This is a genomic window from Mycobacterium sp. IDUB_36 (assembly GCF_055419225.1).
Genome location: NZ_JBVAXH010000001.1, coordinates 1919121 through 1934680, shown reverse-complemented (window position 1 = coordinate 1934680; position 15560 = coordinate 1919121). Strand labels below are relative to the sequence as shown.

At 68.0% G+C, this 15560-nt stretch carries 12 protein-coding genes; 11 read left to right on the top strand and 1 reads right to left on the bottom strand.

What is annotated here, in order from left to right; translation table 11 throughout:
* Positions 1 to 40: 40 nt before the first annotated feature.
* The 11 genes from eccA (at position 41) to eccE (ending at position 14662) form a co-directional block, all read left to right on the top strand.
* Complete coding sequence (gene eccA / locus ACZYW1_RS09445; protein WP_463785212.1) at positions 41 to 1882, top strand: type VII secretion AAA-ATPase EccA; 1842 nt, start codon at positions 41 to 43, stop codon at positions 1880 to 1882.
* A 48-nt stretch (positions 1883 to 1930) separates the two neighbouring features.
* Positions 1931 to 3502: a type VII secretion protein EccB gene (eccB, locus tag ACZYW1_RS09440; protein WP_463785210.1), complete on the top strand. Its 1572-nt coding sequence runs from the start codon at positions 1931 to 1933 to the stop codon at positions 3500 to 3502.
* Positions 3499 to 7461 carry a type VII secretion protein EccCa gene (gene eccCa, locus ACZYW1_RS09435; RefSeq protein WP_463785208.1) on the top strand — a complete coding sequence of 1321 codons (3963 nt, stop codon included), beginning with the start codon at positions 3499 to 3501 and terminating at the stop codon, positions 7459 to 7461. The genes eccB and eccCa overlap by 4 nt, the downstream gene beginning before the upstream one ends.
* A 25-nt stretch (positions 7462 to 7486) precedes the next feature.
* Positions 7487 to 7795 (top strand): PE family protein, encoded by a 309-nt coding sequence (locus ACZYW1_RS09430; protein ID WP_463785207.1) that lies wholly within the window; start codon positions 7487 to 7489, stop codon positions 7793 to 7795.
* Positions 7796 to 7797: 2 nt separating this feature from the next.
* Positions 7798 to 9222, top strand: a complete 1425-nt coding sequence (locus tag ACZYW1_RS09425) for a PPE domain-containing protein (RefSeq protein ID WP_463785204.1) — start codon at positions 7798 to 7800, stop codon at positions 9220 to 9222.
* A 49-nt stretch (positions 9223 to 9271) separates the two neighbouring features.
* A complete protein-coding gene (locus tag ACZYW1_RS09420) occupies positions 9272 to 9565 on the top strand; it encodes a WXG100 family type VII secretion target (RefSeq protein ID WP_463785202.1) in 294 nt (97 codons plus the stop codon).
* 37 nt (positions 9566 to 9602) lie between these two features.
* Positions 9603 to 9893, top strand: coding sequence for a WXG100 family type VII secretion target (locus ACZYW1_RS09415; RefSeq protein WP_463782564.1), 291 nt, complete (start codon positions 9603 to 9605; stop codon positions 9891 to 9893).
* 41 nt (positions 9894 to 9934) lie between these two features.
* Positions 9935 to 10801 (top strand): ESX secretion-associated protein EspG, encoded by an 867-nt coding sequence (locus ACZYW1_RS09410; RefSeq protein WP_463785199.1) that lies wholly within the window; start codon positions 9935 to 9937, stop codon positions 10799 to 10801.
* A gap of 74 nt (positions 10802 to 10875) precedes the next feature.
* Complete coding sequence (eccD, locus tag ACZYW1_RS09405) at positions 10876 to 12288, top strand: type VII secretion integral membrane protein EccD (RefSeq protein WP_463785198.1); 1413 nt, start codon at positions 10876 to 10878, stop codon at positions 12286 to 12288.
* Positions 12285 to 13676: a type VII secretion-associated serine protease mycosin gene (gene mycP / locus ACZYW1_RS09400; RefSeq protein ID WP_463785196.1), complete on the top strand. Its 1392-nt coding sequence runs from the start codon at positions 12285 to 12287 to the stop codon at positions 13674 to 13676. Before eccD ends, mycP begins: the two co-directional genes overlap by 4 nt.
* On the top strand, positions 13673 to 14662 hold the full coding sequence (gene eccE / locus ACZYW1_RS09395; RefSeq protein ID WP_463785195.1) for a type VII secretion protein EccE: 990 nt from the start codon (positions 13673 to 13675) through the stop codon (positions 14660 to 14662). The genes mycP and eccE overlap by 4 nt, the downstream gene beginning before the upstream one ends.
* Here the strand turns inward: eccE and ACZYW1_RS09390 are convergent.
* The gene (locus ACZYW1_RS09390) at positions 14659 to 15546 is read right to left on the bottom strand and encodes an amidohydrolase family protein (protein WP_463785194.1); all 888 of its coding nucleotides are present in this window, start codon (positions 15544 to 15546) and stop codon (positions 14659 to 14661) included. The two genes, eccE and ACZYW1_RS09390, sit on opposite strands and share 4 nt — an antisense overlap.
* Between the last annotated feature and the right edge of the window lie 14 nt (positions 15547 to 15560).

The window sequence follows — 15560 nt, the reverse complement described above, 5'->3', positions numbered from 1 at the left end:
TTAGCTTAGGCAACACTACGTCCGAAGGGGAGACTGAGGCGTGGAAACCGCTGAAACCGGCGCCGTCGCAACCCGGCCGATAACGGCCCGGGTTGACGATGATGTAGCGAGCCGATTCGCGACCTGTAGCCGGGCGCTCGGGCTGACCGTGTACGACCGGACCCGGCCGGCAGACTTGGCCGCCGCACGCTCCGGATTCAGCGGTCTGGTTCGCATTGCCCACGATCAGGCCGATGCGTGGGTCGGGCTGGCTGCCGCCGGCGACACGTCCCTCCCTGTGCTGGAAGCGATTTCACACAACGCAGCGACGGCCGGGGTCTTGCGGCGCCGCGTTGAACTGCCCGAGGGCTCGCTCGGGTTCCGTTACGACACCGGGCTTTACCTCAAGTTCCGGGCCACCGAGCCCGACGATTTCCACCTGGCCTACGCGTCTGCTCTGGCGGGCGCGGGCCGATTTGCCGAGGCCCACGATCTGGTCTCCGCGGTCAGCCGGCGCAAGCCGAGTTCGAACGAGGCGCGCTGGGTTGCCACGACCATCCACTACCGCGCCGAGCGGTGGGCGGACGTGGTCAAACTGCTGTCTCCGATCGTCAACGACGCCAAGCTCGACGAGCACTTCGCCCACGCCGCGAAGATCGCCCTCGGCATCGCGCTGGCCCGCCTCGGCATGTTTGCTGCGGCCCTGGCCTACCTCGAGGAGCCGGAAGGCCCTGTCGCCGTCGCCGCCGTGGACGGTGCGCTGGCGCGGGCGCTGTCGCTGCGTGCGGACGGTGACGAGGACACCGCCCGCGAGGTGCTGCAGGACCTGTACGCCGCCAACCCGGAGAACGCCCAGGTCGAGGAGGCGTTGACGGATACCAGCTTCGGAATCGTCCCGACCACGTCGGACCGCATCGACGCCCGACTCGACCCCTGGGACGTCGGCACCGAGCCCAAGCCCGGCGACTTCGTCGACCCCGGCGCGCAGGAGCGCAAAGCCGTTCTGCTGTCCGAGGCCGAACGTGAACTCGACGAGTTCATCGGACTGGAGAAGGTCAAGGATCAGGTCGCGCGGCTCAAGAGCGCGGTGGCCATGGAGTTGGTCCGCAAGGAGCGCGGACTCGAAGTCGCGCAGCGCACCCACCACCTGGTGTTCACCGGCCCGCCCGGAACGGGCAAGACGACCATTGCCCGTGTCGTCGCGAAAATCTATTGCGGCCTCGGGCTTTTGAAGAAAGAGAACATCAAAGAGGTCCACCGGGCCGACCTGATCGGTCAGCACATCGGTGAGACCGAGGCCAAGACCAACGCGATCATCGACAGCGCGCTGGACGGTGTGCTGTTCCTGGACGAGGCGTACGCGCTGGTCGCCACCGGCGCCAAGAACGACTTCGGCCTGGTGGCCATCGACACCCTGCTGGCCAGGATGGAAAACGACCGTGACCGCCTGGTGGTCATCATCGCGGGTTACCGGGCGGACCTGGACCGGTTCCTGGACACCAACCAGGGTCTGCGTTCGCGGTTCACCCGGACCATCGACTTCCCGTCGTATCAGCCGGCCGAGCTCATCGAGATCGCCAACTTCATGGCGACTCGGCGCGACAGCGCGTTCGAGCAGGCGGCGCTGCACGATCTCGAGTCGTTGTTCGCCCACCTCGCCAGCACCACCAAGGCCGACTCCGTCGGCGTCGAACGGCGGGGCCTCGACATCGCCGGTAACGGCCGATTCGTTCGTAACGTCGTTGAAAAGTCGGAAGAGGAACGGGAATTCCGGTTGGACCACTCTGAACACGCCAAGACCGGTGACTTCACCGATGAGGAGCTCGTGACGATCACCGCCGCCGATGTGGCCAACACCGTGCCGCCTTTGCTGGAAGGCCTTCGGCTGGAGGCGCCCGCATGACCGTCACGGCGATGATGCACACCGAAGTCATGAAGAGGAGCGGAGCCAATGGCTGAGCGTGAAGCGCCCGACGACCGGCGCTCGTTCGCCTCGCGTACCCCGCAGAACGACAACCCCGAACAGGTCGTCTACCGCCGCGGTTTCGTCACCCGCCACCAGGTGACTGGCTGGCGATTTGTCATGCGCCGCATCGCTTCTGGCGTCGCGTTGCACGACACCCGGATGCTCGTCGATCCGCTGCGCACGCAGACGCGCGCGGTGCTGATGGGCGTCGTCGTGTTGGTCACCGCGCTCGTCGGCTGCTTCGTGTTTTCGCTGATTCGGCCGAACGGGTCGGCGGCGAACAACCCGATTCTGGCCGATCGGTCGACGGCCGCGCTGTACGTGCGGGTGGGCGATCAACTACACCCGGTGCTCAACCTGGCTTCGGCCCGGCTGATCGCCGGCAAACCGGCCAATCCGACGCAGGTGAAAAGCACTGAGCTGGACAAGTTTCCGCTCGGCAATCTGATCGGCATCCCGGGTGCGCCGCAGCGGATGGTGCAGAACACGCGCAAAGACGCCGACTGGACGGTCTGCGACGCGGCCGGCGGCACCGCCGCCGGCGTGACGGTCATCGCCGGCGCCCCGGACAGCAGTGGTGCACGCGCCACGGCGTTCGGCGAAGGCAAGGCCGTTCTGGTCGGCAACCCCAGCGGCACCTGGGTGCTGTGGGACGGCCGGCGCAGCCGGATCGACCTCGCCGACCACGCCGTGACCAGTGCGCTGGGACTGGGGAACGAGGTTCACACTCCGCGTCAGATCGCGGCCGGCCTGTTCAACGCGATCCCGGAGTCACCTCCATTGGCCGCTCCCGCCATCCCCGATGCCGGCACCCCGGCGAAGTTCCCGGTGCCCGCACCGATCGGTGGCGTCGTGGAATCGCATGGGCTGGAGAGTAATTCGGTCGACTACTACGCGGTGCTGCCGGATGGCTTGCAGCAGATCTCGCCGGTGCTCGCCGCGATCCTGCGTAATGCCAACTCCTACGGCCTAGACCAGCCGCCGCGACTGGGCGCCGACAAGGTGGCCAAGCTGCCGGTGTCGCGACAACTGGACACCACCCGTTACCCCGCACAGCGGATCAGCCTGCTCGACGTGACGCACGACCCGGTCACCTGCGCGCACTGGAGCAAAGAGTCCGGCGCCGGTACGAATTCGCTGAATCTTCTCGCCGGGTCCGCGCTGCCGATTCCCGACTCGATCCACCCGCAAGAACTGGTCGGCGCGGGTGCCGGCGGCACGGCCAGCCGGGTCGCGATGGCTCCGGGCACCGGGTACTTCGCGCAGACGGTCGGTCAGAACGCCTCATCGCCCGCCGCCGGTTCGTTGTTCTGGGTCTCTGACACCGGTGTTCGTTATGGCATCGACAACGAAGCCGCCCAGGGCGGCGTCACCGGGAATGCGAAAACCGCTGAGGCCCTTGGGCTGACGCCGCCACCAACTCCGATCCCGTGGTCGGTCTTGTCGCTGTATGCCCCCGGGCCGACCTTGTCGAGAGCCGACGCTCTGCTGGCGCACGACGGGCTGGCACCTGACTCCCGACCTGGTCGCACCTCTGCCGAAGGGCAAAACCGATGAGCCGCTTGATCTTCGAGGCCCGCCGCCGGCTGCCTTCGCCGGTGACCCGTAAGGGCAGCATCAACATCGAGGCACCGCCGGAACTGCCGCGGGTGATCCCGCCGTCGTTGCTGCGCCGCGCGCTGCCTGTGGTGATCGTGTTGCTGATCGTCGGGATGATCGTCGCAATGGTGGCTACCGGAATGCGGCTCATCTCGCCGCAGACCCTGTTCTTCCCCTTCGTTCTGCTGCTGGCCGCGACGGCCTTCTTCCGCGGCGGTGACAACAAATCACGCACCGAGGAAGTCGACGCCGAGCGCGCCGACTACCTGCGCTACCTGTCGGTGATCCGGGACAACATCCGGGCGCAGGCGGCCGCCCAGCGTGCCGCGGCCGAATGGTCGCATCCCGAACCGGCCGAACTGGCCGCGATCCCCGGGTCGCGACGGCAGTGGGAGCGCGATCCCCGGGACGGCGATTTCCTGGTGGTGCGGGCCGGCGTGCATTCGGCCTCCCTGGACACCGCGCTGCGGGTCAACGACACCGCCGACGAAGTCGACCTCGAGCCGGTGTCGCACAGCGCATTACGCAGCCTGCTGGACACTCAGCGCACGGTGCGCGATGTTCCGACCGGTATCGACCTGACCAAGCTCTCGCGCGTCACTGTGCTCGGTGACGAGGACGACGTTCGTGGCGCACTACGGGCCTGGGTGGCGCAGGCGGTCACCTGGCATGACCCGACCGTGCTCGGTGTGGCCGTCGCGACCTCGGACCTCGAGTCACCCGACTGGTCATGGCTGAAATGGCTTCCGCACGTGGATATTCCGGCCGAGGCCGACGGCGTGGGGCCGGCCCGCTACCTGTCCACCAAGCCGGACGAGCTGGCAGCGCTGCTCGGCCCGGTGCTGTCCGACCGTCCCGCCTTCGCCGCCGGTTCGGGGGACGGGTTGCGGCACCTGTTGATCATCGTCGACGACCCGGACTACGACCTGAGCGCCTCTCCGCTGGCGGCTGCCCGAGCCGGGGTCACCGTCGTCTACCGATCGACCACTCCGCCGCACCGCGAGCAGTACTCCGACCCTGAGCGCCCCATCCTGCGGCTCGTCGGGAAAGACGGCGGCGAAAGCCTCGAGCGCTGGCAGACCGGTGGTTGGCAGAGCTACATCGACCAGGCCGATTCCCTCAGTGTCGACGACGCCGTGCATGTCGCGCGCCGACTGTCCCGCTGGGATTCCAACCCCACCCACAGTGGTCTGCAGTCGACGGCCACCCGCGGTGCCACCTTCACGACGCTGCTGGGCATTCCGGACGCGTCGCGGCTGGACGTCCCGACGTTGTGGGCGCCACGGCATCGGGACGACGAATTGCGGGTGCCGATCGGCGTCACGGCCACCGGTGAGCCACTGATGTTCGACCTCAAGGACGAGGCCGAGGGCGGGATGGGGCCGCACGGCCTGATGATCGGCATGACCGGTGCCGGCAAGTCGCAGACCCTGATGTCGATCCTGTTGTCGCTGTTGACAACTCACTCTGCAGACCGGCTGATCGTGATCTACGCCGACTTCAAGGGTGAGGCGGGGGCCGATATCTTCCGGCACTTCCCGCAGGTCGTCGCGGTGATCTCCAACATGGCCGAGAAGAAGTCGCTGGCCGACCGGTTCGCCGACACGTTGCGCGGTGAAGTGGCGCGACGGGAGACCCTGCTGCGCGAAGCCGGTCGCACGGTCCAGGGCAGCGCGTTCAACTCGGTGACCGAATACGAGAACGCCATTGCGGCCGGGCACGACCTGGCGCCGATCCCGACGCTGTTCGTCGTGGCCGACGAGTTCACCTTGATGCTGTCCGACCATCCCGAATACGCGGAGCTCTTCGATTACGTTGCCCGCAAGGGACGTTCGTTCCGGATCCACATCCTGTTCGCGTCGCAGACCCTGGACGTCGGCAAGATCAAGGACATCGACAAGAACACCTCGTACCGGATCGGTCTGAAGGTGGCCAGCCCCGCGGTGTCACGGTCGATCATCGGTGTCGAGGACGCCTATCACATCGAAGCGGGCCGGGAGCACAAAGGCGTGGGCTTCCTGGTGCCTGCGCCGGGTGCTGCGCCGATCAAGTTCCGCAGCACCTACGTCGACGGCATCTACGACCCCCCGCAGACGCCGAAAACGCTTGTGGTGCACTCGGCTCCCGAGCCGAAGCTGTTCACCGCCGGCCGGGTGGAACCCGACCTGACCACCGTGATCGCCAAGAACGGTCACGACGAGCCGATCGCGCCGTCGCGCAAGCTGGTCTCCACCATCGGCGACCAACTCGCGCGGTTCGGCCCGCGGGCGCCCGAGCTGTGGCTGCCGCCGCTCGACGAGGTCATCCCGCTGAGCGCGGCGCTGGCACGCGCTTCGGTGCCGCGCGGCGAATGGCGCTGGCCGCTGGGCGAGATCGACCGGCCGTTCCAGATGCGCCGCGACTCGCTGGTCTTCGACGCGCGGTCCTCGGCCGGCAACCTGTTGATCCACGGTGGCGCGAAGTCCGGTAAATCGACTGCGCTGCAGACGTTCATCTTGTCGGCCGCCAGCCTGCACTCACCCCGCGAGGTCAGCTTCTACTGCCTCGACTACGGCGGCGGTCAGCTGCGGGCGCTCGAAGACCTGGCACACGTCGGCAGCGTCGCGTCGTCGCTGGAGCCGGAACGCATCCGGCGCACCTTCGGCGAACTGGAGCAGCTGCTGCGGTCGCGACAGGAGCGCGAAGTCTTCCGCGACAAGCATGGTCCGGACGACGGGCTCGGCCAGGTGTTCCTGGTCATCGACAACTTGTACGCGTTCAGCCGGGACAACACCGATCAGTTCAGCACCCGAAACCCGTTGCTGAGCAAGGTGACCGAGCTGGTCAACGTCGGTTTGGCCTACGGGATCCACGTGGTGGCCACCACCCCGAGCTGGCTCGAGGTGCCGCTGGCCATGCGGGACGGCCTGGGCTTCCGACTGGAGCTCAAGCTGCACGACGCGCGCGACAGCAATGTCCGGGTGGTCGGTGCGCTCCACCGTCCGGCCGAGGGCGTGCCCGCCGACCAGCCGGGCCGCGGTCTGACGATGGCCGCCGAGCACTTCCTGATCGCCGCGCCGGAGCTCGACCAGGTGGCCGCGATCAACGCCCGGCACGAGGGCATCACCGCGCCACCGGTGCGCCTGCTGCCGAAGAACCTGGGCCCGGAAGCCCTCGAACCGGTGTACGGGGGCGCCGATCGGATCGTGATCGGACAGCGCGAAGAAGACCTGGCCGCAGTCCAACTCGACTTCTCCCAGGATCCGCTGTTGTTGGTGCTCGGCGACACCCGGAGTGGCAAGACGACTTTGCTGCGCCACATCATCCGGACGATCCGGGACAACTCGACGCCGGACCGCGTCGCCTTCACGGTGATCGATCGCCGACTGCACCTCGTCGACGAGCCGCTGTTCCCGGACAACGAGTACACCGCCAACATCGATCGGGTCACGCCGGCGATGCTCGGGCTGGCCGGACTCATCGAGAAGCGGCGACCACCGGCCGGTCTGGACGCATCGCAGCTGACCGGGTGGTCGTTCGAGGGGCACACGCACTACCTGATCATCGACGACGTCGACCAGATACCGGATTCGCCGGCGATGACCGGACCCTATGTGGGACAGCGTCCTTGGACACCGCTGATCGGCTTGCTGGCGCAGGCGGGCGATCTCGGGCTGAGGGTCATCGTCACCGCGCGGGCCAGCGGCGCCGCGCATGCGCTGATGACCAGCCCGCTGCTACGCCGGTTCAGCGACCTGCAGGCCACCACGCTGCTGCTGTCCGGCAACCCGGTGGACGGCGGCAAGGTCCGCGGTCAGCGCTTCGATCGGCTACCGCCCGGACGGGGCATTCTGCTGGCCGACAGCGACACCCCGACATACGTCCAACTGGTCAATCCGCTCGTCGACGAGAGCGTCGCCGTCGACGGCGGCAGGTGAGTTTCAACGAGAAGGAGTTGGTGTCATGACACTGCGAGTTGTTCCAGAAGGTCTGGCGTCGGCGAGTGCCGCCGTCGAAGCGATCACCGCGCGCCTGGCGGCCGCTCATGCGGGTGCCGCCCCGGCCATCACGGCCGTGGTCCCGTCGGCCGCTGACCCGGTCTCGTTGCAGACCGCTGCAGGCTTCAGCGCCCAGGGCGCTGAGCACGAGGCGGTGGCCACCCAGGGTGTCGAGGAGCTCGGACGCGCCGCCCTCGGCGTGGGCGAATCCGGTGCGAGTTATGCGGCCGGTGACGCCGCGGCCGCGGGGACATATGTGGGCGGCGGCAGCTGACGATGACCGCTCCGGTGTGGATGGCTTCGCCGCCTGAGGTGCATTCCGTGCTCCTCAGTAGCGGCCCCGGACCCGGGTCGCTACTGGCGGCCGCGGGTGCTTGGGCTGCACTGAGCACTGAATATGCTTCGGCAGCAAGCGATCTCACATCGTTGCTGGCTTCGGTCCAGGCGGGCGCGTGGCAAGGTCCCAGCGCCGAGGAGTACGTGAGCGCGCACCTGCCCTTCCTGGCGTGGCTCACTGAGGCCAGCGCCAACAGTGCCGGCGCGGCGGCGCAGCACGAAGTCGCGGCGGCCGCCTACACGGCTGCCTTGGCCGCGATGCCGACCATCCCGGAGTTGGCGACCAACCACGTCATCCACGGTGTACTGATCGCGACGAACTTCTTCGGCCTCAACACCATCCCGATCGCGCTCAACGAAGCCGACTACGCCCGGATGTGGATACAGGCAGCCACCACGATGGCGACCTATCAAGCGATCTCGGGTTCGTCGCTGGCGTCGGCTCCGCGCACCGAGGTGGCACCGCCGGTGCTCAAGACCAACAACGCTTCGGCAGCCGCCGTGGTGCCGCCGTCGGGTGACTTCTTCCTCGATATCTACAACCAGTTGGTGCAGCTCATCGAGGATCCGAGCGGGACGCTCAGCGCGATTTTCTCGAACCCGGCCACCTACTTCCCGTTGCTGTTTTTTGTCGCGTACCAGGTCTTCAGCAACGTCGGTGCGGCGATAACCTATCCATTGTTGATCGCCGGTTCCATCATGGCGGTCGTCATCCCGTTCGTGCTGCAGATGCTGACGGCGAACCCCGAGGTGCTCCCGTTGCTGACGGCTCCCGCAGGTGGTCAGACCGCACCTCAGCCGGCTCAACAGGTGTCGCCGGTCCCGGTCACGGCCCCGGCGGCGGCCGGCACGGCGGCAACTCCCGCTCCCTCCTCCGCGGCCGGCGCCGCGGGTGGTGCGGCCCCGGCGGCAACTCCGGCCGCCGGCTTCCCCTACATGGTGGGCGGTATGGACCCCGGCGGTGACCCAGGCCCAACGCTCATCGACCGCGACGAGAACAAGGCGCCGGGGGCGGCCGTCCCGGCAGCCGCGGCGGCGTTCGCCGCGAGCCGGGGCAAGACCCACTCGCGTCGGCGGCGGCGGGCCGAAATGCACGACCATGCAGACGAATTCGCGGACATGAACGTCGACGTCAACCCGGACTGGGGTGCGCGGGATGACCGAGAGCTGGTCACGGCGGCGGTGGCGTCGGGCAGCGGCTCGGGCGCGCTGGGTTTTTCCGGCACAGTCGAGAAAGACAGCTCTGCTGAAGCGTCGGGCTTGGCGACGTTGAGTAGCAACGGATTTGGCAATGGTCCGCGCATGCCGATGATGCCGGGCACATGGGATCCGGAGTCATCGGAAGGGGAGGGGGAGCACGACTGAGCATGTGTTCGTCAGGGATCGGTAATCGAATGAGGAAGGGATTTCAGGGATGAGTTTGTTGGATGCTCACATTCCGCAGTTGGTGGCGTCGCAGTCGGCGTTTGGTGCCAAGGCGGGTTTGATGCGGTCGACGATCGGTCAGGCCGAGCAGGAGGCGATGGCCTCGCAGGCGTTTCACGCCGGTGATTCGGCGGCGGCGTTTCAGGCTGCGCATGCCCGGTTTGTGGCGGCGGCGGCGAAGGTGAATTCGCTGCTGGATATCGCTCAGGCGAACCTCGGTGATGCGGCGGGTACCTATGTGGCCGCCGACAGCGCCGGCGCGAGCAGCTACCCGGGCTTCTGAGGCCGGCTCCTACTAGAGGGTTTTGAAAGGGTTTGTGATGTCGCAGATCATGTACAACTATCCGGCGATGCTGGCGCATTCGGCGGACATGGCCGGTTATGCGGGGACGATTCAGGGTTTGGGTGCTGACATCTCCGCTGAGCAGGCTGCGTTGCAGTCGGCGTGGCAGGGTGACACCGGGCTGAGTTATCAGGCGTGGCAGGCGCAGTGGAATCAGGCGCTGGAGCAGTTGGTGTTGTCGTATCGGGCGATGGCGAGCACGCACGAGAACAACACCACCTCGATGCTGGCCCGCGACTCCGCCGAAGGCGCCAAGTGGGGCGGCTGACCACCGCTCGACGAGTCGAGTTCGGTTGGTCCGCAACGTAGATGACCAACGAGCCCAACGCCGTCGAGTTGACCGTCGAGCAGGCGTGGTGCATCGCCGAAACCGTGGGAGCGGGAACGTTTCCGTGGGTGCTGGCGATCACCACGCCATACACTGATGCCGCCGAGCGGGGTGCGTTTCTCGCAGCCCGCACCGACGAACTTGCCCGAATGGGCATGGTGTCGGCCGATGGTGCCATCAACCGGGCGGTAGCCGATTGGATTCGGGTGGTGTGCTTTCCGGAGCGGTGGCTGGACCTGCGATACGTGGGTTCCGCCGCTGCCTCCGGGGGCGACGATCTGCTGCGCGGCATCATCGCCCGGCGCGGCGGCAAAACTGTTGTGGCACTGCGTAATGCGCAGCTCGTCACTTTCACGGCGATGGATATCCACGACGCCCGCGCGCTGGTTCCGATCCTCGGGGTGGGGCTGGCGCAGCGTTCGCCGGCGCGATTCGACGAATTCTGCCTGCCGGCCCAGGTCGGCGCGCGAGCGGATGAGCGGCTGCGCAATGGCGCGCCACTCGCCGAAATCCTTGACTATCTGGGCATTCCGCAGTCGGCGCGGGCCGTGGTCGAATCGGTGTTCACCGGGCCGCGAAGCTACGTAGAGGTCGTTGCGGGCTGTCACCACGACGGACGGCACACCAGTACCGAGGTCGGCATGAGCATCGTCGACACGGAACTGGGCAGAGTGCTGGTCAGCCCCTCTCGTGCGTTCGACGGGGAATGGATCTCCACCTTCAGCCCCGGAACCGCGTTCGCCGTCGCCGTCGCCGTCGAACAACTCACCGGCCAATTGCCCGACGGCCACTGGTTCGAGGGCAACCGGCTCTCCCGGGACTTCAGCTCGAACCCACAAACTGTCTGACCCCCTCCCTAGAACAATCGTCATTCACCAAGAGAAAGAGAACCAATGTCCCGCAGAATCTTGAGGAGTCGGTGATGTCCAGCGCTGTCATACCTATCGTGCGGGTCGCCATCCTGGCGGACAGCCGACTGACCGAGATCGCTCTGCCCGCGGACCTGCCACTGCGCGAAATCCTGCCTGCCGTCGAACGTCTGGTCGTTCCCGCGGTTGCCGACGACGCTTCGGCCGACGCGGCAACCGAGCCGACGACCCCCGCGCGGCTCAGCCTGGCGCCGATCGGCGGCGCACCCTTCAGTCTCGACGCCAGCCTGGGAACGGTGGGCGTGGTCGACGGTGACTTGCTTGCGCTGCAGCCGGTCCCGGTCGGCCCGGCCGCACCCGGCATCGTCGAGGACATCGCGGATGCCGCCGTCATCTTCTCCACCTCGCGGCTGAAGCCGTGGGGCACCGCGCAGATCCAGCGCGGCGCAATCGCCGGCGTCGTCGGATTGATCGCGGCGGCAACCGGTCTCGGAGTCGTCCACCGCGTTGCCACCGGCTCGCTGGTCGGACTGATCGTGGTCAGCGTGATCGCCCTGTTGTCCGTGGTGGCCGGCCTGTTGACCCGGTCGGCCGGTGCCGGCACGGCATTGTCGGCCGCCGCGCTGGTGCCCCTTGCCGCGGCACTGGCGCTGGCCGTACCCGGTCACTTCGGCGCGCCGCAGGTGACGCTGGCCGCCGCCGGGGTGGCCGCGTGGTCGCTGGTGAGCTTGATCTTGCGGGAAAACCACGGCGCCATATCCTTTTTCACGGCCACCTCCGTGCTGGGGGTCGGCGTGCTGCTGGCCTCCGGCGCCAGTTCGCTGTGGCAACTGCCACTGGTGACGCTTGGTGCGGTTCTGCTGGTCGTCGCGCTCCTGGTGACCGTCGAAGCGCCGCAACTGTCGGCGCTGTGGGCGCGATTCCCGCTGCCCGTCATCCCCGCTCCGGGCGACCCGACACCGTCGGCTCCGTCGGCGCGCGTGCTGGCGGACCTGCCTCGGCGCGTCCGGATCAGCGACGCGCACCAGACCGGTTTCATCGCCGGCGCCGTGCTGCTCAGCGTGATCGGTTCGCTGGCCATCGCGTGGCGGCCGGAGACCCTGTCCCCGTGGGGCTGGTACGTCGTCGCCGCCACCGCGGCCGCGGCTGCGCTGCGGGCGCGGGTGTGGGATTCCGCTGCCATCAAAGCGTGGCTGCTCGCCCAGCCGCACCTGGTCGCCGTGTCGTTGGTGGTGCTCTACACCGCGACCGCGCACTACGTGATCGCTCTGGTGATCGCTGCGGTTCTCGCCGTGCTGGTGCTGGCCTGGGTTGTCGTCGCCGTGAGCCCGGCGATCGCCGCGCCGGACACCTACTCGCTGCCGTTGCGCCGGTTGGTGGGATTCTTCGCGTCAGGAGTCGACGCGTCGCTGATCCCAGTGATTGCGTACCTGGTCGGACTGTTCGCGTGGGTGCTTGATCGATGAGCTCTGCCCGCGCTCGGCGATTCGGTTGTCTCGCAGCGGCTTTGGTAGCCACGCTGTGGGCCTGCCCACCTGCGCTGGCGATCGACCGCCCACAGGTCGATCCCGGTGCGGCACCACCACCGGGTGCGCCCGGTCCGGTGGCGCCGATGGAGCGGAACGTCGAGTGCAGCGCGACCGGGCTCATCTCGGGTACCGATCTCAAGGCGGTACCGCCGAGCCAGCAGATCCTGGATCCGTCTGCGGCGTGGCGGTTCTCCCGCGGCGACGGGCAACTGGTGGCGGTGCTCGACACCGGGGTGCGCCCGGGACCGCGACTGCCCGGTGTTCAGCCGGGGGGTGACTATGTCGAGTCGACCGACGGGCTCACCGACTGCGACGGGCGTGGGACGGCGGTCGCCGGCCTGATCGCCGGCCAGCCGGGAGACGACGGCTTCGCCGGGATCGCTCCGGGTTCGCGGCTGGTGTCGTTGCGGGTGACGTCCTCGAAGTTCTCGACTCGCGGCGCGGGTGGCGACCCGGCGCTCGGCCGCGCGATCGTCGACGTGACGGCACTCGGCCGCGCGATCGTGCATGCCGCCGATCTCGGTGCGCGGGTGATCACCGTTTCGGGGATCACCTGTCTACCCGCCGATCGCAACGTCGACCAGGGCGCGCTCGGTGCCGCGATTCGGTATGCGGCCGTCGACAAGGACGCGGTCATCGTGGCCGCAGCGGGCAATATCGGCGCCGCCGGCGCGGCCAGCGGCGCGTCCTGCGACTCGAACCCGCTGACCGACCTCGGCCGTCCTGACGATCCCCGCAATTGGGCTGGAGTGACGTCGGTTTCGGTGCCGTCCTGGTGGCAGCCGTACGTGTTGTCGGTCGGATCCCTGACGCCCAACGACCAGCCGTCGAAATTCACCATGGCCGGTCCGTGGGTCGGTATCGCGGCGCCCGGCGAGAGCATCGTGTCGGTGAGCAACCGGGACGACGGGGGGCTGGCCAACGGCCTTCCGAATGAACATCAACAACTGGTGCCGCTGGCCGGGACCAGCTACGCCGCCGGCTATGTATCCGGTGTTGCGGCGCTGGTGCGCAGCAAGTATCCGGAATTGAAGTCCGCGCAAGTGATCCAGCGGATCACCGCGTCGGCGCACAACGGCGCACGTGCACCGTCGAACGTGGTCGGTGCCGGCGCGGTGGATCCGGTAGCCGCTCTGACCTGGGAGCTGCCGGCCAGCGCCAGCGGTGACACGTCGCCGCAGAAACACGTTGCGGCACCGCCAGAACCCGCGCCGAAGAGCCCGTGGCCCCGGATCGTCGCATTCGGCGGAACGGCCGCTCTGCTCCTGGCCGTCGTGGCTGCTGCCGCGATCGCCGCACGCCGACGAAAGGAACCATCGCTGTGAGCGCGCACCCCTCGACCTCGCCGCCCACTGGGCGAATCACGTTGGTGCTGTTGGCCGTCGCGGCCGCGGGCATCGCCTTCCCGTGGCACACGGTGCGGGAGCGCTGGGTGCTCGGCGTCGCCATCGCGGTGGTGATCGTGCTGCTGGCCCGGTGGAAAGGCTTGCCGGTCACTACGATCCTGCGTCGCAGACTGGTGATCCTGCGTCCCAATCGCGGCGTCCGTCGGGCCGAGGAGTCGGGTACCGACGTCCGGACCACAGCGCTGCTGCGGGTCGCGCCCCCGCTGGGCGATGCCGACTCGCTGCCCCTGCCGCTGATCGCCAGTTACGCCGAGCGCTACGGCCTACGCGCCCACGCCATCCGCGTGACCAGCCGCGACAGCACGTCGGAGGTCGGCACGCGGGAACGGGAGACGTGGATCGGCGTAACCATCTCTGCGGCAGACAATCTCGCGGCACTGCAAGCGCGGTCCGCGCAGATTCCGCTGCACGAGACGGCCGAGGTCGCGGCCCGCAGACTGGCGGACCACTTGCGGGAGAGCGGGTGGACCGCAGCGATCGCGAACCCCGATGACGTTCCGTCGCCCTTCCAACGCAACTCGCGCGAGACCTGGGCCGGCGTGAGTCAAGGCAGCTCGAATCACGTTGCCGCCTACGGCGTCAAGGTCGACACCGCGCTGCCCAACACGCTCGCGGCGATCTGGTCCTACCCGGTCCGCGAAGTCTGGACGGCTGCCGAGATCTCCGGCGCCGGAGACGATCAGACCCTGGCCGTGGCGTGCGCGTTCCGTACCGACGCCAGCCCCGGCGCGAGCGGGCCGCTGCCCGGGCTGATCTCGAAGTCCGGCGTCCAGCGCGCGGCTCTGAGCGCGCTCGACCCGCTGTCGAGCGAGCGTCTCGACGGCCATGTCGCGCTCCCCGAGGCGCTGCTGCTGGACCGGCTGCGCTGGGCCAGCACCGCGCAGCCACAGCAGGTCGTCGCCTAAGCGGTCAGGTCGAACAGGGTTGCGGCGTTGTCGTAGAAGACGCCGCGCAGCCACGAATCGTCCACTCCCGGTAGCCGGGTGAGTGATCGCATCGCATCGGCGTAGCTGTAGGGGATGTTGGGGAAGTCGCTGCCGAACAGGATGCGGTCACCCAGGTCGCGCAGTCGATGGCGCAGCGGTAACGGGAACGGCATCACCTCATCGACGAACGGCGTGAACGCCATCGTGGTGTCGAGCCGGACATCGGCAGCGTGTTCGCAGATGTCCATGAAGTCCTCGTATTCGGGCATTCCCATATGCGCCACCACCAGCCGTAGCCGCGGATAGCGTTGCAGCAGTAGGCGAATCGGTTCGGGACCGGTGTGCTCGCCTGGTGCGGGGCCGGATCCGCAGTGGATGACGACGGGCGTCCGCGCGTCTTCGATGGCGCCCCACACCGGATCGAGCAGCGGGTCGTTGGGCTCGTAACGACCCACTTGAACGTGTGCCTTGAACACCCGCGCCCCGCGCTCGATTGCGGCCGCGACGTACTCCCCGGCGTCTGGTTCGGGATAGAACGTGGCGGTGGCAAGGCAATCCGGAGTCTCCCGGGAGAACTGCAGCGCCCACTGATTGAGCCACGCTGCCATCTGCGGCTTGTGCGGATAGACCAGGGCGGTGAAAGCGCGCACACCGAACGCTCGCAGCATCTCGACACGTTCGGATTCCGCGGTCCGGTAGTTGATCGGCCATTCGCGACCGACCAGCGGCCCAGCGGAATCGAAGTACTGCCACACCTTGTCCATCACCGGCTTCGGCATGAAGTGGGTGTGCACGTCGATCACGCCGGGCAGGCCCAGCGTCGACCAGACCCGCCGTACCTCGGCGGCCTCGTCGTCGGCCATGGTTCATCCTCGCG